Source organism: Burkholderia sp. IDO3 (genome assembly GCF_003366075.1).
Taxonomy (GTDB): domain Bacteria; phylum Pseudomonadota; class Gammaproteobacteria; order Burkholderiales; family Burkholderiaceae; genus Burkholderia; species Burkholderia anthina.
The window spans coordinates 2,875,963-2,900,988 of record NZ_CP028962.1 but is presented as its reverse complement, the minus strand read 5'-3'; the positions used below and the strand labels follow the sequence as shown (position 1 = coordinate 2,900,988).

Here is a 25,026-nt window from a genome sequence, read left to right as displayed (position 1 = left end):
TGTCGTGCAGCCGAGAAGATAGCGCATGGGGCCTGACACGCCAACCGCACCGCGGACCGGGCGCTTGACAGGTCGTCCCCGCACTCCCTATGATGCGTTGAACGTTCGATACACGATCTTATGTTCGTATATAGAACATTTAAGCGCATCCCGGCGGGCAATGCAAGGGGCGCGTTTCATTCACTTCCCAGCCTTGCATGAGACCGGAGACACTGATGACTGAAGCTTTTCTGTGTGATGCGATTCGTACGCCGATCGGCCGTTACGGCGGCGCACTGTCCGGCGTGCGCGCCGACGACCTCGGCGCGGTGCCGCTCAAGGCGCTCGTCGAGCGCAACCGCGACGTCGACTGGACCGCGATCGACGACGTGATCTACGGCTGCGCGAACCAGGCCGGCGAGGACAACCGCAACGTCGCACGCATGTCCGCGCTGCTCGCGGGCTTGCCGGAGGGCGTGCCGGGTTCGACGATCAACCGCCTGTGCGGTTCCGGGATGGACGCGGTCGGCGTGGCCGCGCGCGCGATCAAGTCGGGCGAGGCCGCGCTGATGGTGGCCGGCGGCGTCGAAAGCATGACGCGCGCGCCGTTCGTGATGGGCAAGGCTGCCAGCGCATTCGCGCGCCAGGCCGAGATCCACGACACGACGATCGGCTGGCGCTTCGTCAATCCGCTGATGAAAAAGCTGCATGGCGTCGATTCGATGCCGGAGACGGCCGAGAACGTCGCGGTCGACTACAACGTCAGCCGTGCCGACCAGGATCTGTTCGCGCTGCGCAGCCAGCAGAAGGCCGCACGTGCGCAGCAGGACGGCACGCTCGCCGAGGAAATCGTGTCGGTCACGATTCCGCAGAAGAAAGGCGACCCCGTCGTCTTTTCGCGTGACGAGCATCCGCGCGAAACGTCGCTGGAGACGCTCGCGAAGCTGAAGGGCGTCGTGCGCCCGGACGGCTCGGTGACGGCCGGCAACGCGTCGGGCGTCAACGACGGCGCGGCCGCGCTGCTGCTCGCGAACGAAGCCACCGCGAAGCGCTTCGGCCTGACGCCGCGCGCCCGCGTGCTCGGCATCGCGACGGCCGGCGTCGCGCCGCGCGTGATGGGCATCGGCCCGGCTCCCGCCACGCAGAAGCTGCTCGCGCGACTCGGGATGACGATCGACCAGTTCGACGTGATCGAGCTGAACGAAGCGTTCGCGTCGCAGGGTCTCGCGGTGCTGCGCATGCTCGGCGTCGCCGACGACGATCCTCGCGTGAACCCGAATGGCGGCGCGATCGCGCTCGGCCATCCGCTCGGCGCATCGGGCGCGCGTCTCGTGACGACCGCGATGTACCAGCTTCATCGCACCAACGGCCGTTTCGCGCTGTGCACGATGTGCATCGGCGTCGGCCAGGGCATCGCGATCGCGATCGAACGCGTCTGATCGCATCGCGCGGCGGCGGCAGGATCGGGTCCACGCCGCTGCGCCGCTTCATCGCAGTTTCGACGCCAACGAAGTGGCCGTCACGAGACCGTCGTGACGGCCACTTCGTCGTTCAGCCTTCCATTCGTTGCGCAAGGCGGGCGACGAGCGCGTCGATCTCGGTGTCCGCGAACACCTCGACGCCATGCTCGCGCAGCAACGCCGCCGTGACGCCGGCACCGGCATGCCGCCGGCCCGAGAAACTCCCGTCATGAATGTAGCGGCTTGCGCACGACGGACTGCCGTCCGCGAGGATCGCGAAGCGGCAGTCGTGCGCGCGCGCGAGCGCCAGCGCGGTTTGCGCGCCGTCGACGAACGCTGCCGTGACGTCCGTGCCATGCACGTCGACGATGCGCGCGGCACCCGACAGCACGCGTTGCCCGGATGCCCCGCCTGCGATCTCGGCGGGCGGGCGCGGCACGCTCAATCCGCCTGCCAGTTCCGGGCAGACCGGCACCAGACGCCCTTCGCGTTGCCACCGTTCGAGCGCTGCGTGAGCGGCGGTCTGGGCCGAGCCGTTGTAGCGGACCGGGTGACCGAGCACGCACATGCTGACGAGGATCTTCGGCGGGGCCGGCTGCTGCGGTGCGTGCTGCACGGTCGTTCTCCGTGTTGGCGGCGTGGGTCGAACGGAAATGCTACGCGCGGCTCGCGGTCGGCGCTTCCATATGGATGTCTTCCGGCTCGAGCGCATGCAGCACCGGGTCGGGCGACGCGCTGACGGTGAAGCCGAGCCGCAGGTAGAAGTCGATCGTGTGCCGCGACGGCGTCGCAGAGACGTACAGACGTTTCGCACCCATCGCGCGCGCCTGTGCGCGGGCCGCGCGGTAGAGCCGCGCACCGAGCCCGCAGCCGCGCCAGTCGCGGCTCACGTGCAGGAACTTCAACTGCAGCATGTCGCGTTGCGCGCCGAGCGGATCGGCGTCGACGATGACCGCCGCGACGATCCGCGTGCCGTCGAACATCCCGACGCACCAGCCGCCGCGATCGTGACAGTCGAGCAGGATCGGCGTGTAGTGTTCGGCTTCGCCGTCGGGCCAGCCTTGCACGTCGTAGAAGTCCGGGACCAGATGCAGTTCGCCGTCGCGCAGCGCGTACAGATGGTGAATGATCTCGCGCCGGTCGATGGTCCACACGAGCGGCAGTTCGTCGCGCGCGAGCAGGCGGGCCGACAGCGCGTCGCGTTCGGTAGCGGTGCGGCGCGTCATCCGGTTGCCCGGCCGGCGGTGCGTTGCGAGCGGCATGTCGTGTGCCGGTGTGGCCGATTCAGTTCGTGCCGGATCTTTTTCATCGAATTGATCGAATGTCGGTTGAATGGGGTGAAATGGGGCGAATCGTTTTGCCGCGCGTAGCGGCCGCCGGCATTGGTTTGCCGCCCGGCGTTCTCTCATAACGCATCGAGCCGCGGTGGAACAGCGCGGCATCGATTATCGCGAGATTATTTGATCCAGGTCATATTGATAAGCGAATCCGGTATTTTTTGCATTTCAAGGGTAAGGTTTTTGCCGGAATTGCCGACAGTAGGAACGAGACCGTCGTAAAGCGATAAACCGTTTTTCGGCTACTGAGCGTGATTTCTGCGCCGCGCGGATCCTGCCTTCCGATCCGCCTTTCGGAGCCCTGCTGCATGCGCAACAACCAGCCTGTCACCCAACAAGAATTCGAATTTCCCGACGACGTCACGTTGATGTCGACCACCGATGCCGACAGCTACATCACGTACGCGAACACCACGTTCGCCCATGTGAGCGGCTTCTCGAACGATGAGCTCGTCGGCCAGCCGCACAACGTCGTGCGGCACCCGGACATGCCGAAAGAGGCGTTCGCCGACATGTGGGCGACGCTGAAGAACGGCGAGCCGTGGACCGCGCTCGTGAAGAACCGCCGCAAGAACGGCGACCACTACTGGGTGCGCGCGAACGCGGTGCCCGTGATGCGCAACGGCGCACCGCACGGCTACATGTCGGTGCGCACCAAGGCGCCGCGCGACGAGATCGCGGCGGCCGACGCGCTGTACCGCGCGCTTCGCGACGGCAAGGCCGGGCAACGCACGTTCCACAAAGGACTGGTCGTCCGTACCGGGCTGCTGCGCATCGTGTCGCTGCCGCAGACGATGTCGGTGCGCGCGCGCGTTCATTCGGTGCTGTGCGTGCTGGCGCCGGCCGTCGTCGGCGCGGGCTGTGCATGCGGGCTGGCCGGTGCCGGGCTCGCGGCGTTTGCCGCCGCGACGGCCGGCGTGTCGGTCGCGGCCGGGCTGTGGCTCGACGCGCAGATCGTGCGTCCGTTGAAGCGGTTGCACGACCAGGCGCTGAACGTCGCGACCGGCGAAAGCCGGCGCGGCGTGCGGATGAACCGCGTCGACGAGATCGGCATGACGCTGCGCACGATCAACCAGCTCGGGTTGATGTTCCGCTGGCTCGTCGACGACGTCAGCGAACAGGTGCACAACGTGCAGCGCGCGAGCAACGAGATCGCACAGGGCAACAACGATTTGAGTGCGCGCACCGAGCAGGCCGCGTCCAGCGTGCAGCAGACGGCCGCATCGATGGCGGAGATGACGGCCACCGTATCGAGCAATGCGGAGACGGCGTTGCAGGCGAACCAGTTGTCGGTGTCCGCGAGCGAAGCGGCCGAGCGGGGCGGGCAGGCGGTGAGCGAAGTCGTCGCGACGATGAGCGACATCACCGACAGCTCGCGCAAGATCGCCGACATCATCGGCGTGATCGACGGGATCGCATTCCAGACCAACATCCTCGCGCTGAACGCGGCGGTCGAAGCCGCGCGCGCAGGCGAGCAGGGCCGCGGGTTCGCGGTGGTCGCGGGCGAAGTGCGGGCGCTCGCGCAGCGCAGCGCGAATGCGGCGAAGGAGATCAAGACGCTGATCGGCGCGAGCGTCGAGCGGGTCGAATCGGGCGCGCGGCGGGTCGACGACGCGGGCAGGACGATGGAAGACATCGTCGCGCAGGTGAAGCGCGTGTCGGACCTGATCGCGGAGATCAGCTCGTCGACCGCCGAGCAGAGCACGGGGGTTGCGCAGGTCGATCAGGCGGTCGTGCATCTGGACAACATCACGCAGCAGAACGCGGCGCTGGTCGAGCAAAGCGCGGCGGCGTCGGAGAGCCTGAAGCAGCAGGCGACGCGGCTCGTGGATGCGGTGAACGTGTTTCGGTAATCGCCGGGGCGCGTGCTTGCGTATCCCGTCGCGACGAGGCGGCGAAATCTCTTTCCGGTTCGATCGGATTCGAATGCATCAAGCCGGATTTATTCGCGAATCCGGTCGAATGAATTGCCCTGAATGTTCAGATGATTGGCGTGCAAATGCTTGATAAAACTGAGTATTTGATTCACGTATAAACAAAGTGTTCGGCTAAATCAAGATGATGAACGATTAATGCATATTTACCCGCGGTCGGCATAATGTTTTCGCCAGATTTGCCGAAAGCGCAGGAGTCTGATCGAACGCATGCGGGTCGCCCGCGATGCGTACGGTCTCGCATCCATCCACAGGCGGACGCAAGATCCGCAACACGGGACTCCATACCATGCGCAATAACCAGCCTGTCACGCAACGCGAATTCGATTTTCCGGACGACGCGACGCTGATGTCGACCACCGACGCGGACAGTTACATCAAGTACGCGAACGCCGCATTCATTCAGGTCAGCGGATTTTCCCCCGAGGAGATCGAAGGTCAGCCGCACAACGTCGTGCGGCACCCGGACATGCCGAAGGAGGCGTTCGCCGACATGTGGGCGACGCTGAAGAACGGCGAGCCGTGGACCGCGCTCGTGAAGAACCGCCGCAAGAACGGCGACCACTACTGGGTGCGTTCGAATACGGTGCCGGTCATGCGCAACGGGCAGCCGACCGGCTACATGTCGGTGCGCACCAAGGCGTCGCGCGACGAGATCGCGGCGGCCGACGCGCTGTACCGCGCGTTCCGCGAAGGCAAGGCCGGCAACCGCCGTTTCCACAAGGGCCTGATCGTCCGGGGCGGGCTGATGCGCGTCGCATCGCTGTTCCAGACGATGTCGGTGCGTGCGCGACTGCATTCGACGCTGTGCGTGCTGGCGCCGGCCGTCGTCGGCGCGGGCTGGGCATGCGGGTTGACCGGCGGCGGGCTTGCGGGATTTGCCGCCGCGACGGCCGGGGTGGCGATCGCGGCCGGGCTGTGGCTCGATGCGCAGATCGCGCGTCCGCTGATGCAGTTGCGCGACCAGGCGTTGCGTGTCGCGACCGGCGAAAGCCGTACCGGCGTCGCGATGAACCGCGTCGACGAGATCGGCATGACGCTGCGCACGATCAACCAGCTCGGGCTGATGTTCCGCTGGCTCGTCGACGACGTCAGCGAGCAGGTGCTCAACGTGCAGCGCGCGAGCAACGAGATCGCGCAGGGCAACAACGACCTGAGCGCACGCACCGAACAGGCGTCGACCAGCGTGCAGCAAACCGCGGCGTCGATGGCCGAGATGACGGCCACGGTGTCGAGCAATGCGGAGACGGCGTTGCAGGCGAACCAGTTGTCGGTGTCCGCGAGCGAAGCGGCCGAGCGCGGCGGGCAGGCGGTGAGCGAAGTCGTCACGACGATGAACGACATCACCGGCAGCTCGCGCAAGATCGCCGACATCATCGGCGTGATCGACGGGATCGCATTCCAGACCAACATCCTCGCGCTGAACGCGGCGGTCGAAGCGGCGCGTGCGGGCGATCAGGGGCGCGGTTTCGCGGTGGTCGCGGGTGAAGTGCGGGCGCTTGCGCAGCGCAGTGCGAATGCGGCGAAGGAGATCAAGACGCTGATCGGCGCGAGCGTCGAACGGGTCGAATCGGGCGCGCGGATCGTCGATGGCGCGGGCAAGACGATGGAGGACATCGTCACGCAGGTGAAGCGCGTGTCGGACCTGATCGCGGAAATCAGCTCGTCGACGGCCGAGCAGAGCACGGGCGTCGCGCAGGTCGATCAGGCGGTCGTGCATCTGGACAACATCACGCAGCAGAACGCGGCGCTGGTCGAGCAGAGCACGGCGGCGTCGGAGAGCCTGAAGCAGCAGGCGACGCGGTTGGTGGATGCGGTGAACGTGTTCAGATGAGCGTCGGGCGTGGGCATGCCGGCCGTGGTGGCCGGCATGCTTCGCTGTTGCATGGATGTGTTCGGCGGCGGCGGGCCGGGCGCGTGCGTCCTTCGCGCACGCCGTCAGAATTTGTGCCGGATGCCGACGATCAGGAGATTCTGTGTCCTCCCGGTCGACGGGATGGTGCCATAGATGGCTGCCGTCGCGCGAGGGCCGCTGACGCGCTGAAAGATGTCGTACAGGTAGATGTCGGTACGCTTCGACAGGAAGTAGTCGATGCTCGCGACGCCGGTGTTCCAGTGCGGGTTCGCCTGCAGGCCGCCATACGCGCCGCTCGTGTACACGTATGCTCCGGACAGGAACAGGGACGGCGTCAGCTTGTAGGATAACGACACGTCGTAATTGTCGAGGCGCAGGCTGGTGTGATCGACGTAGTCGTAGCGAATGTCGTCCACGAAAGCGCTGACCGTGAACTTGTCCGTCACCTTGTAGTTGGCGCCGCCGCCGACGTTGCGTTGTCGACGGACGCCCGCGGTGTTGTTCAGTGGGCTCGAGCGGAACAGGAAAAAGGGGGCGCCCGCGTAATCGTCCGTGACCGCGCCCGATGGGTTCAGGGTTCCCGGAGACTGGATGTCGACATAGGCCACGGCCGCGCTGAACCGCTGGCCGGTATATCGCACGCCGGCGGTCCAGGCCCGATTCATCGCGAAGTTCGTCGCATTGCTCATCGCATAGAGGCCTTCGGCCGAGAAACCGGCCCACGTCGGCGTCGCATACTTGATGCTGTTGTTGTAGCGCCAGCTTCCCATCAGGTTGTCGGCGTCGCCCGGATGCGCCGCCAGTGTGCCGCCGGATGTGTTCGGCGCCGCATAAACGGACAGGTAGTCCCAGAACGCGTCGTATTGACGTCCCAGCGTGAGGGTCCCGTATTTGTCGCTCGACAGGCCGACCCATGCCTGTCGGCCGAACAGGCGACCTCCCTGCCCGAGCTTGCCGTTGGTGATGTCGAAGCCGTTCTCGAGTTGGGCGACCACGGTGTATCCGCCGCCGAGATCCTCCCGGATCAGGAAACCCCATCGATTGTTCTGCATCGTGCCGGAGTAAAGGCCGTACTGGCGCGAGCCGCCGGCGTTGCTGGCATAGCCGATGCCGGTGCTGATCAACCCGTACATGCTCACGCTGGACTGCGCGAGCGCCGGCATCGAACATCCCAGGCAGGTCGCAAGTGCGGCAAGCGTCGAAGCTGACTTTTTCATGCAAGGTTCTCCCCAGGGAAAGAATCCGAGTTTTATAAGGATTACGTATCGATTAAGCGAGGGCGATTTGAAAAAGAAGAAGATCGACGATCAGGCTTCGGTCAGGATCCCGTGTCGCGCTTCAACGATTGCACGGACTGGCCCGAACCGGCCGTGCGCGAACACGGTTCGCCCGTCCGGATCGACGCAGCCGCGGCATGCCCGATGCCCGGCCACGCGGCGCTTCAGGCGTTGGCCGAGCCGATGCCGAGCTCGGCGCCGTGTCTCGCGCGGAACCACAGAGCAAGGCCGACGGTGACCAGCAGCAGCAAGCCGAGCGCGAGCAGCGCAGTCTGGAACTGGCCGCCCATGGCCTTGATGAGGCCGATCAGATACGGGCCGCAAAAGCTTCCGACGTTGCCGATTGCGTTGACCAGCGCGATTCCGGCCGCGGCGGCGGCCCCGGTCAGAAACTCGGGCGTGACCGAGACGATCATCGTCAGCGCGGCCAGCGTGCCCGCCATGCCGATCGAAAGCCATACCAGCGTCCAGACGCCGACTGGCAGCATGGCTGCCGTCACCAGGCCGGCGGTCGCAAATACCGGCGGGATGATCAGGTGCCACGAGCGTTCGCCCGTGCGGTCGGAGTGGTTGCCCCACCAGACCATCGCGATTGCGCTGAAGATGAACGGCACGGCATTGATCAGGCCGGTTTGCATGGGCGACGCCCCCAGGCTGCTGACGACCTGCGGCAGCCAGGTGAACATCCCGTAGATCGCCGCGGCGAGCGGAAAGACCATGAGGCCGAGCGCCCAGACGCGCCGGTCCAGCAGCGCGCGTCCGGCGCGCGAGGCTTCTTCCGACAGCGAACGTTTTTCCTGTTGCAGTTCGTTGGTGAGCCAGGCCTTTTCGCGTGCCGAAAGCCATGTCACCTGATCGGGGCGATTGGGCAGCCCGAACAGAACGATGATCCCGAGGAGCGATGACGGCAGGCCCTCGACGATGAGCAGCCACTGCCAGTTTTTCAGGCCGGCGATGGTGCCGACCGACAGGATCCATCCCGAGATCGGACTGCCGATCACCACGGAGACGACGCCGGTGGCGAGCACGAGACCGAAAATCCTCGCGCGGTACCGGGCCGGAAGCCAGAGGGTGAGGTAGTAGATGATCCCCGGGAAGAACCCCGCCTCGGCGACCCCGAGCAGAAAGCGCGCGACCCAGAAGCTGACGTCGTTCCAGACGAATGCCGTACCGGCCGAAATCAGGCCCCAGGTGATCATGATGCGGCCGATCCAGATTCGCGGGCCCGTGCGTAACATGATCAGATTGCTGGGGATTTCGAACAGCGTGTAGCCGATGAAGAAGATGCCGGCGCCGAAGCCGAACGCGGCGGGCGACAGATGAAAGTCCTCCTTCATCGAGATCGCGGCGAAGCCGACGTTGACGCGATCGAAGTAGGAGAAGAAATATCCGAGGATCAGCAGCGGCAGTATCCGCATACAGATCTTGTGCACCAGCCGTTGCTCCACGTCACCTTCCATCGCAAGTCTCCAAATGGTTTTCGTTTCTTCTGCATTGGCAGGCCCGCTCCGGGAACCGGTGTCGCCTGCATGCCCGACGTCCTTTTGCAGGCCGTCATGTCTTCTTGTATTTCGTATTCCTATGTTTAATGCGGAAAATCATCTCGTCGTACTGACCGGAGTTGGCGCCACCCTGGCAACGCGATCGTGCAACGGTGCTTGATGTGCAGGCGCCGTACGCCAGTCCCGGGTTCGACCGGGGTGCCGGATCGCGGCGCCGCGTGGTGGGTGAAGCACACCGAAAGTTCAGTTATGTTGAATCACATCAAATTTGTTGAATACCGGGATGAACCCTGTCCCATGGATCGACAGATCGAAATCGCACGCCTGGTTCAACGCGAGCGCGCGGCGACAGGCACGTGCGGCAAGCAACGGAATGCCGGCGGAGCGACGCGGGGTCGATTCCGCGTGGATGGATCGGGGCGGCGAGAAGCGGTGAATCCAGTATCGCGCCCGTACCGCGCGAGGCCCTACACCCATTTACGATGGGTAAATGAGGCTGTTTGATGGCCGCGCGCCGGGAGCGCGGGGCCGGCGCGGCAGTCGCTGGAAGGGCGGGGGCGGGTGCCCGGGTTCGGCCGTTGCCGCTATACGGCGATCCCGCATTTTTCGGCCACCTGGTGCGCGAATTCCCGCAGCTGATTCGCAACCGGGCCGTGGACCGAAACGTCGAACCGGCTACTCGGGCCGATCGCATTGACCGTGGCGATCAGTTCGCCGCGATTGTCGAACAGCGGCACGCCGACCGATGCGAAGCCCGGCAGTTCCACGTCGCTGACGGACGCGCATCCGTCCTTGCGCACCGCGGCGAGCACGCGATCGAGGTTGAACGCGTGCTTCGCGCCGGAGCGCAAGAGCCGCCCCGATTCCTGCTGGAACAATGCCTGATAACTCTCCGGCGGCATCCATGCCATGAAAAGCCGCCCGGTTGCGGTCGTCAACAGCGGGACCGTCATGCCGAGCCTCAGTTCGAAGGGCGTATTTTGAACGCCGTCCAGTTTGTCGACGACAACCGGCCCGAAATCTCCCCAGACGCACAGGCAGACGGTCTCCCGCACCGCTGCCCGCAGCGCGGGCAGTTCGCTTCGCGCGCATTCGAGCGGATTGATGCGGCCGAGCGCTGCGAGGCCGAGCCTGACGGCCGTGGGGCCGAGATCGTAAAGGCCGCCGCCGCCGAGCTGCCGCACGATGCCCAGTCGAACGAAACTGATCAGATACCCCCGTGCCTTGCTGGTCGACATGCCGGCCGCGCGCGCCAGTTCCGTGAGCGACAGCGCCTCTTGCACCTGCATCAGAGCCGCGACGAGTCCAAACCCCAGTTCGATGGACTGGATGCCCTGTTTCTGCGTGATTTCTTCTTCGTTATCTACCTGTTTTGACAAGAGAAACTCCATCGGGGGATCAGGGAACTCCCCAATTATGACCCAAAAGGTTAGCCTCTAATCTGCTTACCTATATTGATGTGATTCAATATAGTTGAATATACCAAGGAGGCAGCATGCGTTTCATGAGAAATATCTGGTACGCGGCGATGTGGGCCCAGGACCTGCCGGCCGAGCAGCCCGTCGGCGTGACGATCACGGAGACACCGCTGGTGATGTTCCGGAATGCAGAAGGCAAGCCGGTCGCGCTGCTCGATCGGTGTCCTCACCGATTCGTTCCGCTGCATCTCGGAAAACTGTGCGCCGGCAAGACCCGCATCCGGTGCGGGTACCACGGGCTGGAGTTCGACGCGTCAGGGCATTGCGTGCACAACCCTCACAGCGAGGTGATTCCGTCGGCCGCCAGGGTGCGCGCGTTTCCCGCCGTCGAGCGACACTCGCTCGTCTGGGTGTGGATGGGTGAACAGGCGCCGCGGGAAGAGCTGATACCGGACTACGGTGCGTTCGATGAGGACGCCCATACCCGGGTGAGCCGCCGGGAAACGATCGAGCTGGCCGTCAACTACCAGTTGATGACCGACAACCTGCTGGATCTCAGCCATGTGTCGTTTCTCCATGACGGCGTGCTGGGCCATGCCGGCATGGTGCGCGGCGAAACCAGGGTGGAGCCGGAGGGGGACACGCTGTACGTGCGGCGCTCATGGCCCAACGTCGTGCCGCCGGGCATGTTCGACCTGATGTATCGACGCGATGCCCAACCCGTGGATCAGTGGGCCGATATGCGCTGGAACGCGCCGTCCTGCATGCTGAACCACGCAGGTGCATGCCCGCCTGGCGGAAACCGCGACGACGGCGTCCACATTCTCGGCGCGCATATCCTCACCCCTGTTTCCGCGTTCAAGACGCTGTACCACTTCGCCGCAGTTCGCCATGACGAGAACGTCACGCGCACGCCCGACGAGCAGCGGGAGGTGAACGAAAAGCTCAGTAGCCTGCGCCGTTACGCGTTCGAGGAACAGGATGAACCGATGGTCATGGCACAGCAGCAAGCGTTGGTGAACGCCGGCGGCCTGACGGCCTTGCAGCCGGCCCTGCTCAATATCGATGCCGGTCCCGTCCGGGCGCGGCGGATGCTCGACGCCATGCTGCAGAAGGAGGCATCGCACGCGGTCGCCTCTGCGTGACGCGAGCGTGACGTGACTGACCGGAATGGCGAAGCACGTTGGCAGCTTGTGCCGATCGGGTTCGCGCTGCTTGCCGATCAAGTGGACATGATCGGGCGCAAGCGCGCCGGCGTCGGGGCCTGGGGCCCCGAGTCGCGTCAACGCGCCGGAGCGCCCGACAAGATTGTTTGTTTTCCTAAATATCTAGTACCAGAAGCGGGCTCTTCGAGCGCGAGCAGCAGGGCGTGAACTGATCGTTCAAGCGATGCTCTTCTTCGGTGAGGAACAGGTCCCGATGCTCCGGCTCGCCTTCGACGACACGGGTCAGGCAGGTTCCGCAAACGCCTTGCTCGCAAGAGACCGGAATGTCGACGCCGGCTTCGGCGAGGACCGACGTCACGCTCCTGTCCGCCGGAATGTCATGCACCTGCCCGGAACTCCGGATCTTGACCTGAAACGCCTTGTTGGCCGATCCGGTCGCTATCGACGCGCCGAAGCATTCGTAGTGGAGCCGGTCGTCGGACCAGCCGAGCGACCTCGCGGCAGCCAGGGTTGCCTCCAGGAAACCCGCCGGGCCGCATACGTACAGATGAGCGCCCGGCGCGACGCTGGACAGTAGCGATGGAATGTCGAACGCGTCGCCGCCCGACTCCCCGCTGTGATGGAAGAACGTGCTTGCGGCATAGCGCGACGCCAGAATCCGCTCGCGGAACGCGGTGCGCTCGACCGTGCGCGTGCAGTAGTGCAAGGCGAATGCCGCCCCGCTGCCCGACAGTTGTTCGGCCATGCAGAGAATCGGCGTGATGCCGATGCCCGCTGCAAGCAGCAGCGTGTCGCGAGGTTCCGTCGCGAGCGGAAAATGGTTTCTCGGCACGCTGATCCGGATCGTGTCGCCTTCGTTGATGCCGTCGTGCACGGCGATGGAGCCGCCCCGCGACGTCGGCGTGCGCAGCACGGCGATCAGATAGCGGCCTCGTTCGTTCGGTGCGTTGCAAAGCGAATACTGCCGGACGTGCCCGTCCGGCGTGTGCACGTCGATATGGGACCCGGCGGTGAAGGCGGGCAGGGGGCCGCCTTCCGGATCGACCAGCTCGAGCGAGCAGATGTCGATCGCTTCGATCGTCTTGCGTGCGACCTTCACGGTCAGCCCTGTCGAATTCATCACATACTCCAGTCAATCATGTCGGATACGGTTGCATCTGCAATACGGCGTCGCGCGCATGAACCTGCGCGACGGGTGGCGTCAACGGCCGACGGGCTGACCGGGCCGTCCTGCCGGATCGTGCATGCGGCTGAGCGTGGCCGTGTGTGCCGTGTCGGGACGGCCTTCGAGATCGAGCCGTTTGCGCATCAGCCAGCGGAAGTGGGACAACGCCGTGTCGGCCTGGATCGGGGCGGTCGACCAGCCGCTCGACGGAAGATTGCGCGCCTGCGCCTCGATCATCACCCGGTCTTCCTCGAACGCCGTGACGATGTCTTCGAAGATTTTTTCGGTGATCGATGCGTCGTCGAGTGCGAAATTGCGTGGGACTGCGTAGAAATAGTGCGACGTCGATTCCGTTTCGGGGGTGACCGCCTGGCAGCTTCTGAACTCGAGGGCATCCTGGATGCGCCCCTCGGGCGCGCCCGTGCCCGTCGCCTGCACGCCGGAGTGCATGATCAGCACGCCCGGCACGTGGAAGTCGTAGAAGTGCCATCTGTCCACGAGCCCGCTGAAGCGGGCGATCCGGTTGTGGAACGGCGCCGGCACGTCGTTGACGAGCCAGCGCTCGACCCGCACCAGATCGTCCCCGCGGCTGACCTTCGGTCGGCCCGCCGAGATGTTTTCCGTTCCGCCCAGCGTCGTCGGGTGTACGTATCCGATGTGGGAGAAGTCGAGCAGGTTGTCGCAGATGAGCATGTGGGGCGCATCGTAGTGGTAGTAGCCGGGCCGATAGACCCAGTCCGGCCGGCCGAGCGACCAGGCATCGGGAATCCGGGCGGGATCGGCCTTCTCCTTGTCGCCCATCCAGATCCAGATCCAGTTGTCGCGCTCGATCACCGGGAAGCTCGAAACGCACAGGTTCGGCGGACACTTGTCCTGGCCCGGCACATCGACGCAGGCGCCGTCTTTGTCGAACTTGACGCCGTGATACATGCAGCGCAGCGCATCGCCTTCTTTTCGGCCCTTGGACAACGGCGCGCCGCGATGGGCGCAGCGGTCGGCGAGCGCCACGATCGCGCCCTGGCTGTCCCGGTAAAGGCAGATCGCCTCGCCCAGAATGGTGCGACTGAACAACCCGTCCGCCACTTCGTGGCTCCAACCGGCTACGTACCAGCAATTGCGCACAAACATATTGAACATCGACGTGTCTCCGCGTGTGGGGAATGGGCGATCGGGCTGGCGTGTGCGTCGTTGCGCCGTCGGCCGTTTGTCGACGACGCGCGGCCCGACGAACCGCCCGGCCTGCGCGACGCCTTGCGTGCGGGAAAGGGAATGAGCTGCCGGCGCGGTGCCGTGATCGGCGTTGTCCGATGCTTGCCTTGTCCCGCGACATGCAGTGAATGCAGTATCGCGTCGCGGCGCCGGAAGGCCCTACACCTATTTACAATGCGTAAATCAAGCGCCGCGTGGCCGCATCGAAAGCATTCGCGGAAGCTTCGCCGTCAGCCGCCGTTCGCGCCGGGCGCGCGGATGCGATGCGCGGACGCCGTCGAACAAGGGGGATACAAGGTTGGCGGTCGATTCCGGAGGTGGTGACGACGTGTCCGAAAAGCAGACCATGTCAAAACAGCGCGGGGTGAGTGCGGTCGAGGTCGCTGCCGCCATTCTCGACGTCCTGTACCAGGCGCGTGCGCCGTTGCGCGTGATCGAAATCTCGCGCGCCTGCGGTTTCGCGTCCGCGCAGGTGCATCACTATCTGGTGAGCCTCGTGCGCACCGGGTTCGTCAGGCGAGAGGGGGCGCCGGTCCGATATGCGCTGGGGCCGTTCGCCGCCCGGCTCGGCTTGGCGGCGGTCGACACGCTCGAGATCCAGCACGTCAGCGCGCCGTTTCTCCAGGCGCTCAGCGACAAAACCGCCGAAGCGTCGTTTTTCAGTATCTGGTCGCCGCAGGGGCCGCTGATCGTGCGCTGGCATCAGGGGCAGCGGCCGCTCACGGTGTATGCGCGACTGGGCACGGTCATGCCGCTGCTGCGCTCCGCGACCGGCGAGGTCTTTCTCGCGTGGGGCGACCGGGATGCCGTCGACGTCGCGATCGAAAACACCTTGCTGCATTACCCGCCCGACCAGAGAGACGGCCAGCGCGTCGATCTCGACGCGCGCAGGAGCCTGGCGCGCCGGCGCGGATACGGGGCCACGTCCGGGGGAATGTTCAAGGACATCGACGCGATCAGTACGCCGATCTTCGAACGGGGCGGCAAGCTGGCCGGTGCGTTGACGATACTGGGGCTGGCGGCGAGCATCGACGTCTCGCCCGAGTCGACCGTCGTGGCGGCCACGCTCGATGTCGCGCGGGATTTCTCCGCGAAGATGGGTTTTGATGCGGATACCTGAACGATGTGTCCGCCGTTCCGGGATTCGCGTCGATGCGGCTTGTCGATGCGGTGAACGTGTTTCGTCGGAGACGACGAAGGGAAGACGACGCGGGCGCGACGGAGAGGGCCACCGGCCCGCGTCGTGACCGCCCGGTTCCGGCCGGGCGGTCAGGGCCTGTCACGGATGCGACAGGCCGCGAACCGTCAGACGGCCAGGCAGAGGTACTTGATCACGACGTAGTCGTCGATGCCGTAGTGCGAGCCTTCGCGGCCGAGGCCCGATTGCTTGACGCCGCCGAACGGCGCGACTTCGTTCGAGATCAGGCCGGTGTTCACGCCGACCATCCCGTATTCGAGCGCTTCGGCGACCTTCCACACGCGACCGATGTCGCGGCTGTAGAAATACGCGGCCAGACCGAACTCGGTGTCGTTCGCGAGGCGGATCACTTCGTCGTCGCTGCCGAACTTGAACAGCGGCGCGAGCGGCCCGAACGTCTCTTCCTTCGCGACCTTCATCGCCGGCGTGACGCCCGTCAGCACGGTCGGCTCGAAGAAGCCGTGGCCGAGCGCGTGACGCTTGCCGCCCGTCACGACGGTCGCGCCCTTCGCGAGCGCGTCCTCGATGTGCGCCTCGACCTTCAGCACGGCCGCTTCGTTGATCAGCGGGCCTTGCGTGACGCCCGGCTCCGTGCCGCGGCCGACCTTCAACTGGCCGACTGCCGCCGCGAGCTTCTGCGCGAACTGGTCGTACACGGCTTCGTGCACGTAGAAGCGGTTCGTGCACACGCACGTCTGGCCGCTGTTGCGGTACTTCGATGCGATCGCGCCCTGCACGGCCGCATCGAGATCGGCATCGTCGAACACGATGAACGGTGCGTTGCCGCCGAGCTCCAGCGACACCTTCTTGACCGTCGCCGCGCATTGCGACATCAGCAGGCGGCCGATCGGCGTCGAGCCAGTGAACGACAGCTTGCGCACGATCGGGTTCGACGTCAGTTCGCCGCCGATCGCCTTCGGGTCGCCCGTGACGACGCTGAACACGCCGGCCGGCACGCCCGCGCGCTCGGCCAGCACGGCCATCGCGAGTGCGGAGAACGGCGTCGCTTCCGCCGGCTTCACGACGATCGGGCAGCCTGCCGCGAGCGCCGGGCCGACCTTGCGGGTGATCATCGCCGCCGGGAAGTTCCACGGCGTGATCGCCGCGCACACGCCGATCGCTTCCTTCGTGACGACGATGCGCTTGTCGCTCGCCGGCGTCGGGATCGTGTCGCCGTACACGCGCTTGCCTTCTTCGGCGAACCACTCGAGGAACGAGGCCGCGTAGCCGATCTCGCCCTTCGCTTCGGCCAGCGACTTGCCTTGCTCGGTCGTCAGGATCAGCGCGAGGTCGTCGGCGTTTTCCATCATCAGGTCGTGCCACTTGCGCAGGACGACCGCGCGTTCCTTCGCGGTCTTCTTGCGCCACGCCGGCCATGCGGCGTTCGCGGCTTCGATCGCGTGACGCGTCTCGGCCGTGCCCATCGCCGGCACGGTGCCGAGCAGGCCGCCGGTTGCCGGGTTGCGGACGTCGAACGACTCGCCGTTCGCCGCGCCTTGCCATTCGCCGTTGACGTACGCCTGCTGGCGGAACAGCGACGGATCTTTCAGTGCCAGGGTTTCCTGAACAGTGCTCATATGAATCGCCTGCTTTGAAAAGGACGGATGAAAACGGCCGCCGCCGTCTTCACGACGGCGGCGGCACATTCAGTTGAAGTGAGCGGGACCTCAGGCCGGCACGCCGACCGTTTCCTTCAGCACTTCCTCGAGGATCACGAGCGCTTCGTCGAACACGGCCTGCGTGATCGTTAGCGGGAACAGGAAGCGCACGACGTTCGAGTACACGCCGCACACGAGCAGCAGCAGCCCGCGCTCGAGCGCACGCGCCTGCACGCGCTTCGTGAACTCGGCGTCCGGCTCGCCCGTGCCCGGCTTCATGAATTCCACGGCGATCATCGCGCCCGGACCGCGGACGTCGGCGATCTGCGGCACGTCGGCCTGCAGCGCGTTCAGCTTCGCCTTCAGCACGTCGCCCAGTTGCGTCGCGCGCTCGCACAGCTTCTCTTCGTCGATGATCTCGAGCACCGCGTGCGCCGAGGCGACGGCCAGCGGGTTGCCCGCGTACGTGCCGCCGAGGCCGCCGGGCGCTGCCGCGTCCATCACGTCCGCACGGCCGACGACGCCCGACAGCGGCATGCCGCCCGCGAGGCTCTTCGCCATCGTGATCAGGTCGGCCAGCACGTCGTAGTGCTGCATCGCGAACAGCTTGCCGGTACGCGCGAAGCCCGTCTGCACTTCGTCGGCGATCAGCAGGATGCCGTGCTCGTTACAGATCTTGCGCAGCGCGCGCACGAATTCCGCCGGCGCCGGGTTGAAGCCGCCTTCGCCCTGGACCGGTTCGAAGATGATCGCGGCGACGCGCTTCGGATCGATGTCGGCCTTGAACAGCATCTCGATCGCCTTGATCGAGTCGGCCGTCGTCACGCCGTGCAGCGCGTTCGGGTACGGCGCGTGGAACACGTCGCCCGGGAACGGGCCGAAGTTCAGCTTGTACGGGGCGACCTTGCCGGTCAGCGCCATGCCCATCATCGTGCGGCCGTGGAAGCCGCCCGAGAACGCGATGACGCCCGGACGGCCGGTTGCCGCGCGCGCGATCTTGATCGCGTTTTCGACGGCTTCGGCGCCGGTCGTGAAGAGCGCCGTCTTCTTCGGGAAGTCGCCCGGCGCGCATTCGTTGATCTTTTCCGCCAGCTCGACGTACGACGCGTACGGGACGATCTGGTAAGCGGTGTGCGTGAAGCTGTTCAGCTGATCCGCGATCGCCTTGACGATCTTCGGATGGCGGTGGCCCGTGTTGAGCACCGCGATGCCGGCGGCGAAATCGATGAAGCGGCGGCCTTCGACATCCCACAGCTCCGCGTTCTCGGCGCGGGCTGCGTAGAAATCACACATCACGCCGACGCCGCGCGGGGTGGCGGCGTTCTTGCGGGCCTGCAGGTCGGCATTCTTCACGGTCATCTCCTTGATGTTCTGTCCGGTGGGATAAAAATCGGCCGCGTTGGCAGCCCATGGAGGCGACTATAATCACATTTGGCTCTGACAATCAGAGCCATTTAAATAAATATTCAGGAGCCAATCATGCGCGCAAGCGTGTTGTCGGACTGGCTGGCGCAGCGCCTCGTGCGCGGCGGCGTACAGCCGATCTACCGGCAGCTGCACCGTCTGCTGCAGCAGGCGATCCTGTCGCGCGAACTGCCGGCCGGCACGCGCGTGCCGTCGTCGCGGCTGCTCGCGGCCGAGCTCGGGATCGCCCGCAACACGGTCACGCAGGTTTACGAACAGCTTGCGCTCGAAGGCTATGTGAACTCGGCGACCGGCCGTGGCACGTTCGTCGCCGACAGCGCGCCGGACGAGATCGTCGGCGCGGCGCCCGATCCGGCCGCCGGCCCGGCGGTGGTGCTGCCGTCCGCGCGGCGGCTGTCCGCGCGCGGCACGCGGCTCGTCGAGGGCGCGGGCGTGTCGAAGCGCCAGGGCGGCGCGTTCATGCCGGGCGTGCCCGATGTGTCGCGATTTCCGGCGCGCGTGTGGACGCGGCTGCACAACAAGTACTGGCGGCGCCTGCGTCCGGACCTGCTGACCTACGCGCCGGGCGGCGGGCTCGCGCTGCTGCGCGAGGCGCTGGCCGATTACCTGCGCACGTCGCGTTCGGTGCGCTGCACGCCCGAGCAGATCGTGATCACCACCGGCATCCACCAGTCGATCGACCTCGCGGTGCGGCTGCTGACCGATCCGGGCGACGCGATCTGGACCGAGGACCCGTGCTACTGGGGCGTGCGCAGCGTGCTGAACGTGTCGGGGCTCACCACGCGGCCGATTCCGGTCGACGAGGAAGGGATCGCGCCGTCCGCGGCCGATCTCGCCGAGCCGCCGAAGCTGATGCTCGTCACGCCGTCGCACCAGTATCCGCTCGGGATGGTGATGAGCCTCGCGCGGCGCCGGATGCTGCTCGAATATGCGCGCCAGCACGGCTGCTGGATCATCGAGGACGATTACGACAGCGAGTTCCGCTACGGCAGCCGGCCGCTCGCGTCGCTGCAGGGGCTCGACACGGCCGGGCAGGTGATCTACGTCGGGAGTTTCGGCAAGACGCTGTTTCCGGGGCTGCGGGTCGGTTATCTCGTCGCGCCGGAGCCGCTCGCGGAGAGCTTCGCGACCGCGAGCGCCGAGCTGTACCGCGAGGGGCAGTTGCTGCAGCAGGCCGTGCTGGCCGAGTTCATCGCGGAAGGGCACTTCGTGTCGCATATCCGCAAGATGCGCACGCTGTACGGGCAGCGCCGCGAGGTGCTGCTCGATGCGGTCGCGCGCCGCTACGGCGACACGCTGCACGCGCTCGGCAGCGATGCGGGGCTGCATCTCGTCACGCAGTTGCCGGACGGCGTCGACGATCGCGCGGTCGCGCAGGCCGCGCTCGAACGCAACATCGTCGTGCGGCCGCTGTCCGGCTATTACGCGGAGCGCGAACGCGCGGCGTCGGGCCTGCTGCTCGGCTATGCGTGCGTGCCGGAGGACGAGATCGCGACCGCGTTCGCGACGCTGGCCGAAGCGATCGACGAGCGGGCGTTCGGCAAGGTTGCCGCCGAGGTTTGAGTGCGGCGGTACGACGGCCGGTATCGCGATGCGGCGCGCGCTGCCGACGCGCGAGCGGCCAGCCGTTGCCGCCGTGCGGCATCGGCCGTTCGGGTATTCAAAGCCGGATCAACGCCGCGCCCGCGACCACCAGCGCGCACGCGGCGAGCCGCTGCGCGCCGGGCCGTTCGCGCATCACGAACCAGCCGATCGCGACCGCGAAGATCGAACTCGTTTCGCGCAGTGCCGACACCGTCGCGACCGGCAGGTGCCGGTACGCGAGGATCACGATCCCGTAGGCGGCGAGCGAGATCGTGCCGGCGATCGCGCCCTGCGTGAGCGCGGTGCGCGAGCCGAGCACCGCGCGCGGGCCGCCGCGCACCGCGCAGACGAGCACGAGCTGCGGCACGCTCCACAGCACGTATACCCACGCGATGTAGCCGAGCGCGCTGCCCGACACGCGCGAGCCGATCCCGTCGCAGATCGAATACGACGCGATGAACACACCGGTGAGCAGCGCATACGGCACGCCTTCCCCGGAGAACCGGAAACCGCGCCGCAGCGCGAGCGACATGATCCCGAACGACACGAGCGCGATGCCGGCGAAGCCGAACGGCGTCGGTCGCTCGTGCAGCACGGCGAGCGCGAGCACCGACACGAGCAGCGGCGAGATCCCGCGTGCGATCGGGTAGATCTGGCCGAATTCGCCGTTGCGGTACGCCCGCGCCAGCGTGAAACAGTATGCGACCTCGAGCGCCGCCGACGCCGCGATATACGGCCACGCGGCGCGCGCCGGCGCGGGTAGCAGCACGACGCCGGCGATGCCGAACGCGAGATACGGCAGCGACATCGTGCCGAGCTGGACGAGCCGGTCCTCGCTGACATGAAGGAAGGCATTCCAGATCGCGTGCAGCAGCGCGGAGCACAGCACGAGGCCGATGAACAAGTGATCCATGAAAGAGGGCGCGGACGCGCAACGTAGCGGGGCGAACGGTCGATTATGTGGGTATCGGGCACATTCGCACGGAATTGTCGATAATGGAACGTTGTTATTCACCGGATGCCGACGATGACCGAAGCCACCCTCACTCCGCCCGCCGTTCCGCGCCTCACGAGCCTGTCTCACGGGGGCGGCTGCGGCTGCAAGATCGCGCCGGGCGTGCTGTCCGAACTGCTGAAGCGGGCGACCCCGCCGGCGCTGTTCCCCGATCTGCTGGTCGGCACCGAGACGTCCGACGACGCGGCCGTCTACCGGCTGAACGACGAGCAGGCAATCGTCGCGACGACCGACTTCTTCATGCCGATCGTCGACGATCCGTTCGACTTCGGCCGCATCGCGGCGACCAACGCACTGTCGGACGTCTACGCGATGGGCGGCAAGCCGATTCTCGCGCTCGCACTGGTCGGCATGCCGATCAACGTGCTGCCGCACGAGACGATCGCGGCCGTGCTGCGCGGCGGCGAATCGGTGTGCGCGGAGGCCGGCATTCCGGTCGCGGGCGGCCATTCGATCGATTCGGTCGAGCCGATCTACGGGCTAGCGGCGATCGGCGTCGTGCATCCGTCGCGCGTGAAGCGCAACGCGGCCGCGCGTGCGGGCGACGTGCTCGTGCTCGGCAAGCCGCTCGGCGTCGGCGTGCTGTCGGCCGCGCTGAAGAAGAACCAGCTCGACGCTGCCGGCTATGCGCAGATGGTCGCGACGACCACCAAGCTGAACCGTCCCGGCGCGGCGCTCGCCGCGCTGCCGGGCGTGCATGCGCTGACCGACGTCACGGGCTTCGGGCTGCTCGGGCACACGCTCGAGCTCGCACGTGGCGCGAACCTCACCGCGCGCGTGCACTACGCGTCGCTGCCGTGGCTGGCGGGCGTCGAGGCCTTCGTCGCCGACGGCGTGTTGACCGGCGCATCGGGCCGTAACTGGGCTGCGTACGGCAACGACGTGCGGCTTGCCGACGGGCTGCCGCCGGTCGCGCAGGCCCTGCTGACCGATCCGCAGACGTCCGGCGGCCTGCTGGTCGCGTGCGCGCCGGACGCGGTCGACGACGTGCTCGCCTGCTTCCGCGCCGACGGTTTCGACCGCGCGGCCGTGATCGGCGAGATGGTGGACGGGCCGTCGCGCGTCGACGTCGCCTGACGCGTCTTTAGTCGCGGTGGTTCGCCGACGGTCGGTAGAATCGATGCCTTCCCCAGACGGCATCGACGAACCGATGAGCGATTTCCTGTTCGGGCTGATGATCGCGCATTACGGCATGCGCGCCGGCACCGCGAGCGGCGTGCGCGCGGCGGTGGGCGTTGCGTCGGCCGACGGCTGCTATGCCGTTCTCGCATTCACGATCGGTGCGATGCTGGCGGGCACGCTCGCGTCGCACCTGCCGCTGTTTCGCTTCGTCGGCGCATGCGTGCTGCTCGCGATGGGCGCACGCATGATGTGGCAGGCGCCGAGGGATCGGCGCCGCACGCCGGACGGCGCTGCGCCGCCGCCGGGCACGCGCCCGTTCACGTCGATGTTCTTCGTCACGCTCGCGAATCCGCTGACCATCCTGCTGTTCTACGGCTACGCCACCGCTGCCGCCGGTGCGCATCGGCACTGGCTCGCCGGTGCCGCCTGCGTATTTGCCGGCAGCCTCGTCGGGCAGCTCGTGTTCGCCTTCGGCGGCAGCATGATCGGGCGTATCGTGAAGTCGCCGCGATGGCTGGCGGCGAGCCATGTGGTTGCCGCGCTCGTCGTGCTCGGTTATGGCGTGGCGGGGATCGTGCGCGGATAGCGGTTTGCGGCAGTGAGCCTCGGTGCAGGGCGTTTCGTCGCTGCGCAGGCCAACCGGATAGCATTCCTGATTTTTATCGCATCGACCGATGCGCGGCGCAATCCATGCACGTCACGTCGGCAATTGCCACAGGCCGTTTCGTAGTCGGGTTCCGCATCGCGCAAGCGCGTTCTATACTCCCTCGCGCAGTCTCCGAGAGCCGTTCTCACCCAACATCATTGAAACAAGGAACGCCGATGCTGACTCGCTCCATTCTTTCCGCTGCTGCATTCTCGCTGGCGGCCTGTGCGACCGCGCCGTCGATCGCGCAGGACAACCAGGGCAACCAAGGCAACGATGCGGGCAACGCTGCATTCGCCGAGACCGGTGCACAGGGCCGCCCGGTCAAGGTGATGATCATCACGATGTTCGGTCCGGAGGGCCAGGCATGGCTCGACCGGATCGGGCCGTGGCGCGACATCGCCGTGCCCGGACTGTCGCCCGACTATCCGGCCGTTCACTGCAACAAGCAGGACGTGTGCGTCGTGACGACCGGCATGGGCTACGCGAACGCCACCGCGTCGATCATGGCGCTCACGTTCTCGCGGCGCTTCGATCTGCGTCACACGTACTTCCTGGTTTCCGGCATCGCGGGCGTCGACCCCGCGCAAGGCACGGTCGGCTCGGCCGCGTGGTCGAAATACCTGGTCGATTTCAGCTTGCAGTGGGAACTCGATGCACGCGAGATTCCGGCCGGCTGGAACACGGGCTATCTCGGCATCAATACGAAGAGCCCGAGCGACAAACCGCCGCTCGATTACCGCACCGAAGTGTTCCAGCTCAACCCGAAGCTGACCGATGCCGCGTATGCGTTGTCGCGCAACGTCGTGCTCGCCGACAGCGCGCAGGCCCAGGCGGCGCGCGCGAAGTTCACGTACGCGCCGGCGAACCGGCCGCCGACGGTGATCCAGTGCGACACGTCGTCGGGCAACACGTGGTTCTCGGGCACGCTGATCGGCGAGCGTGCGCGCCAGTGGACCAAGATCCTGACCGACGGCAAGGGCACCTACTGCATGACCGCGCAGGAAGACAACGCGACGTTCGAAGCGCTCAAGCGCGCGGCGAGCGTGAAGCGCGTCGACCTGTCGCGCGTGGCGGTGTTGCGCACGGGTTCCGATTTCGACCGGCCGTATGCGGGGCAGACGAGTGCCGACAACCTGCTGAACTACGCGGACCAGGGCGGCTTCGCCCCGGCAACCGAAAACCTGTACCGCGCGGGCAACCCGCTGGTGCAGGACATCGTCACGCACTGGGGAGAATGGCGCGACGGGGTGCCGCGCCGGTAACGGTGTGGCGACGCGCTGAAGTCACTCCATCATCCACGCATGGCGGAGCTCCGGGCGCGTCAATATCGCCCGGAGCGATCGGATTGCGGCTCGTGGGAACCGTGCCGAGGATCACGGCCCGGGTTGGGGCAACTTGAGTTCGATGCGCGTGTATTCGGGGCCCAATAATTGCATGGTCGCCGTTTCGCCGTGCTCGTCCGTCATGCCGATGTATTGCGTTGCACTGGTGCTGATCCGGTAGCAGGTGTGCATCAACGGCTTCCGGCCTTGATCTCGCAAAAGCAACGTCTGATGGCGTGTGCGCGCAGTCCAGCGTTCCGTCGTCACAAAACGCGCCGGTGCGGGCTCCCGGACGTCGCCGCACGAAAAGCGGACCGAGTCGGGCTCAGGCCCGGGCGTCGCGGGTGTCAGTGCATGACTCGCGACACCTGGTGCACCTGCCGAGTTGCAGAGATCCTGACAGCCCGCCGGCGGGCATTTCGGGACGAACTGGATCCAGAGCTGCTTTTTGTCGTCGGGATCGAGCCTGCCGTTCCTGCGCGATACGATTCGCTCGTCGACGTAAATGTCATCGGGCGACATGCCGAGTTGCACGAGAAAGGATTGCATCTGCGCACCGCGTTGTCGCGCGAGCTGCTTGGGCCGGTTTTCCCATTCGTAGGCCGCCGCGTCGATCGAGGCCGTCGCCCCTTCGCGCGTCCATTCCCGGGCGGCCAGGTAATGCCTGGCGACGGCGAGCCTGTCGCTATTGGCGATCTCGGCCGAATTCAGCGGCAGTTCCATGCTGTCGGTCAACAAGATCGTGCATGCATCGGCCTGGATCGGGAGTGACAGGAAGGCGCCGAGTATGACGGCGAGGGCATGTTTCATC

Annotated in this window: 20 protein-coding genes; 9 read left to right on the top strand and 11 right to left on the bottom strand. The window is 66.2% G+C overall.

Going from position 1 to position 25,026, the window contains the following annotated elements:
• Window positions 1–215 precede the first annotated feature (215 nt).
• On the top strand, window positions 216–1,418 hold the full coding sequence (gene pcaF, locus DCN14_RS13255) for a 3-oxoadipyl-CoA thiolase (RefSeq protein ID WP_096506582.1): 1,203 nt from the start codon (window positions 216–218) through the stop codon (window positions 1,416–1,418).
• Window positions 1,419–1,530: 112 nt separating this feature from the next.
• Here the strand turns inward: pcaF and DCN14_RS13250 are convergent, their stop codons facing one another.
• Window positions 1,531–2,055, bottom strand: coding sequence for a DUF523 domain-containing protein (locus tag DCN14_RS13250; protein WP_096506583.1), 525 nt, complete (start codon window positions 2,053–2,055; stop codon window positions 1,531–1,533).
• A gap of 40 nt (window positions 2,056–2,095) precedes the next feature.
• Window positions 2,096–2,665 carry a GNAT family N-acetyltransferase gene (locus tag DCN14_RS13245; RefSeq protein ID WP_096506650.1) on the bottom strand — a complete coding sequence of 190 codons (570 nt, stop codon included), beginning with the start codon at window positions 2,663–2,665 and terminating at the stop codon, window positions 2,096–2,098.
• Window positions 2,666–3,084: 419 nt separating this feature from the next.
• Here DCN14_RS13245 and DCN14_RS13240 point away from each other — a divergent pair, with 419 nt between their 5' ends.
• Entirely contained in the window at window positions 3,085–4,629 is a 1,545-nt protein-coding gene (locus tag DCN14_RS13240) for a PAS domain-containing methyl-accepting chemotaxis protein (protein WP_096506584.1), read from the top strand.
• 370 nt (window positions 4,630–4,999) lie between these two features.
• Entirely contained in the window at window positions 5,000–6,544 is a 1,545-nt protein-coding gene (locus DCN14_RS13235) for a PAS domain-containing methyl-accepting chemotaxis protein (protein WP_096506585.1), read from the top strand.
• A gap of 104 nt (window positions 6,545–6,648) precedes the next feature.
• Here DCN14_RS13235 and DCN14_RS13230 read toward each other — a convergent pair whose 3' ends face one another.
• From DCN14_RS13230 to DCN14_RS13220, 3 genes are all read right to left on the bottom strand, one after another.
• Window positions 6,649–7,782: a porin gene (locus DCN14_RS13230; RefSeq protein ID WP_096506586.1), complete on the bottom strand. Its 1,134-nt coding sequence runs from the start codon at window positions 7,780–7,782 to the stop codon at window positions 6,649–6,651.
• Between the two features lie 224 nt (window positions 7,783–8,006).
• Complete coding sequence (locus DCN14_RS13225; protein ID WP_096506587.1) at window positions 8,007–9,302, bottom strand: MFS transporter; 1,296 nt, start codon at window positions 9,300–9,302, stop codon at window positions 8,007–8,009.
• A 626-nt stretch (window positions 9,303–9,928) separates the two neighbouring features.
• Window positions 9,929–10,723, bottom strand: coding sequence for an IclR family transcriptional regulator (locus DCN14_RS13220; protein ID WP_162826197.1), 795 nt, complete (start codon window positions 10,721–10,723; stop codon window positions 9,929–9,931).
• A gap of 116 nt (window positions 10,724–10,839) precedes the next feature.
• Between DCN14_RS13220 and DCN14_RS13215 the strand changes: the two genes are divergently transcribed.
• Window positions 10,840–11,907: an aromatic ring-hydroxylating dioxygenase subunit alpha gene (locus tag DCN14_RS13215; RefSeq protein ID WP_096506589.1), complete on the top strand. Its 1,068-nt coding sequence runs from the start codon at window positions 10,840–10,842 to the stop codon at window positions 11,905–11,907.
• A 175-nt stretch (window positions 11,908–12,082) separates the two neighbouring features.
• Here the strand turns inward: DCN14_RS13215 and DCN14_RS13210 are convergent, their stop codons facing one another.
• Window positions 12,083–13,048 (bottom strand): PDR/VanB family oxidoreductase, encoded by a 966-nt coding sequence (locus DCN14_RS13210; protein WP_096506590.1) that lies wholly within the window; start codon window positions 13,046–13,048, stop codon window positions 12,083–12,085.
• 81 nt (window positions 13,049–13,129) lie between these two features.
• A complete protein-coding gene (locus DCN14_RS13205; RefSeq protein WP_346265265.1) occupies window positions 13,130–14,230 on the bottom strand; it encodes an aromatic ring-hydroxylating dioxygenase subunit alpha in 1,101 nt (366 codons plus the stop codon).
• 370 nt (window positions 14,231–14,600) lie between these two features.
• Here DCN14_RS13205 and DCN14_RS13200 point away from each other — a divergent pair, with 370 nt between their 5' ends.
• Window positions 14,601–15,422 (top strand): IclR family transcriptional regulator, encoded by an 822-nt coding sequence (locus DCN14_RS13200; protein WP_143331693.1) that lies wholly within the window; start codon window positions 14,601–14,603, stop codon window positions 15,420–15,422.
• A gap of 185 nt (window positions 15,423–15,607) precedes the next feature.
• On the opposite strand, the gene gabD is transcribed toward DCN14_RS13200, so the two are convergent.
• Both gabD and DCN14_RS13190 read right to left on the bottom strand, forming a co-directional pair.
• Window positions 15,608–17,077 (bottom strand): NADP-dependent succinate-semialdehyde dehydrogenase, encoded by a 1,470-nt coding sequence (gene gabD / locus DCN14_RS13195; RefSeq protein ID WP_096506592.1) that lies wholly within the window; start codon window positions 17,075–17,077, stop codon window positions 15,608–15,610.
• Window positions 17,078–17,167: 90 nt separating this feature from the next.
• On the bottom strand, window positions 17,168–18,451 hold the full coding sequence (locus DCN14_RS13190; protein WP_096506652.1) for a 4-aminobutyrate--2-oxoglutarate transaminase: 1,284 nt from the start codon (window positions 18,449–18,451) through the stop codon (window positions 17,168–17,170).
• Between the two features lie 126 nt (window positions 18,452–18,577).
• Here DCN14_RS13190 and DCN14_RS13185 point away from each other — a divergent pair, with 126 nt between their 5' ends.
• On the top strand, window positions 18,578–20,086 hold the full coding sequence (locus DCN14_RS13185; protein WP_096506593.1) for a PLP-dependent aminotransferase family protein: 1,509 nt from the start codon (window positions 18,578–18,580) through the stop codon (window positions 20,084–20,086).
• A gap of 97 nt (window positions 20,087–20,183) precedes the next feature.
• Here DCN14_RS13185 and DCN14_RS13180 read toward each other — a convergent pair whose 3' ends face one another.
• The gene (locus DCN14_RS13180) at window positions 20,184–21,020 is read right to left on the bottom strand and encodes a DMT family transporter (protein ID WP_096506594.1); all 837 of its coding nucleotides are present in this window, start codon (window positions 21,018–21,020) and stop codon (window positions 20,184–20,186) included.
• A gap of 114 nt (window positions 21,021–21,134) precedes the next feature.
• On the opposite strand from DCN14_RS13180, the gene selD reads away from it, so the two are divergent.
• The 3 genes from selD to DCN14_RS13165 all read left to right on the top strand — a co-directional run bounded on the left by selD (window position 21,135) and on the right by DCN14_RS13165 (window position 24,155).
• Entirely contained in the window at window positions 21,135–22,199 is a 1,065-nt protein-coding gene (selD, locus tag DCN14_RS13175) for a selenide, water dikinase SelD (RefSeq protein ID WP_096506653.1), read from the top strand.
• Window positions 22,200–22,242: 43 nt separating this feature from the next.
• The gene (locus DCN14_RS13170) at window positions 22,243–22,830 is read left to right on the top strand and encodes a LysE family transporter (protein ID WP_096506595.1); all 588 of its coding nucleotides are present in this window, start codon (window positions 22,243–22,245) and stop codon (window positions 22,828–22,830) included.
• A 236-nt stretch (window positions 22,831–23,066) separates the two neighbouring features.
• Window positions 23,067–24,155 carry a purine nucleoside permease gene (locus tag DCN14_RS13165; RefSeq protein ID WP_096506596.1) on the top strand — a complete coding sequence of 363 codons (1,089 nt, stop codon included), beginning with the start codon at window positions 23,067–23,069 and terminating at the stop codon, window positions 24,153–24,155.
• A gap of 111 nt (window positions 24,156–24,266) precedes the next feature.
• Here DCN14_RS13165 and DCN14_RS13160 read toward each other — a convergent pair whose 3' ends face one another.
• The gene (locus DCN14_RS13160; protein ID WP_096506597.1) at window positions 24,267–25,025 is read right to left on the bottom strand and encodes a hypothetical protein; all 759 of its coding nucleotides are present in this window, start codon (window positions 25,023–25,025) and stop codon (window positions 24,267–24,269) included.
• Between the last annotated feature and the right edge of the window lies 1 nt (window position 25,026).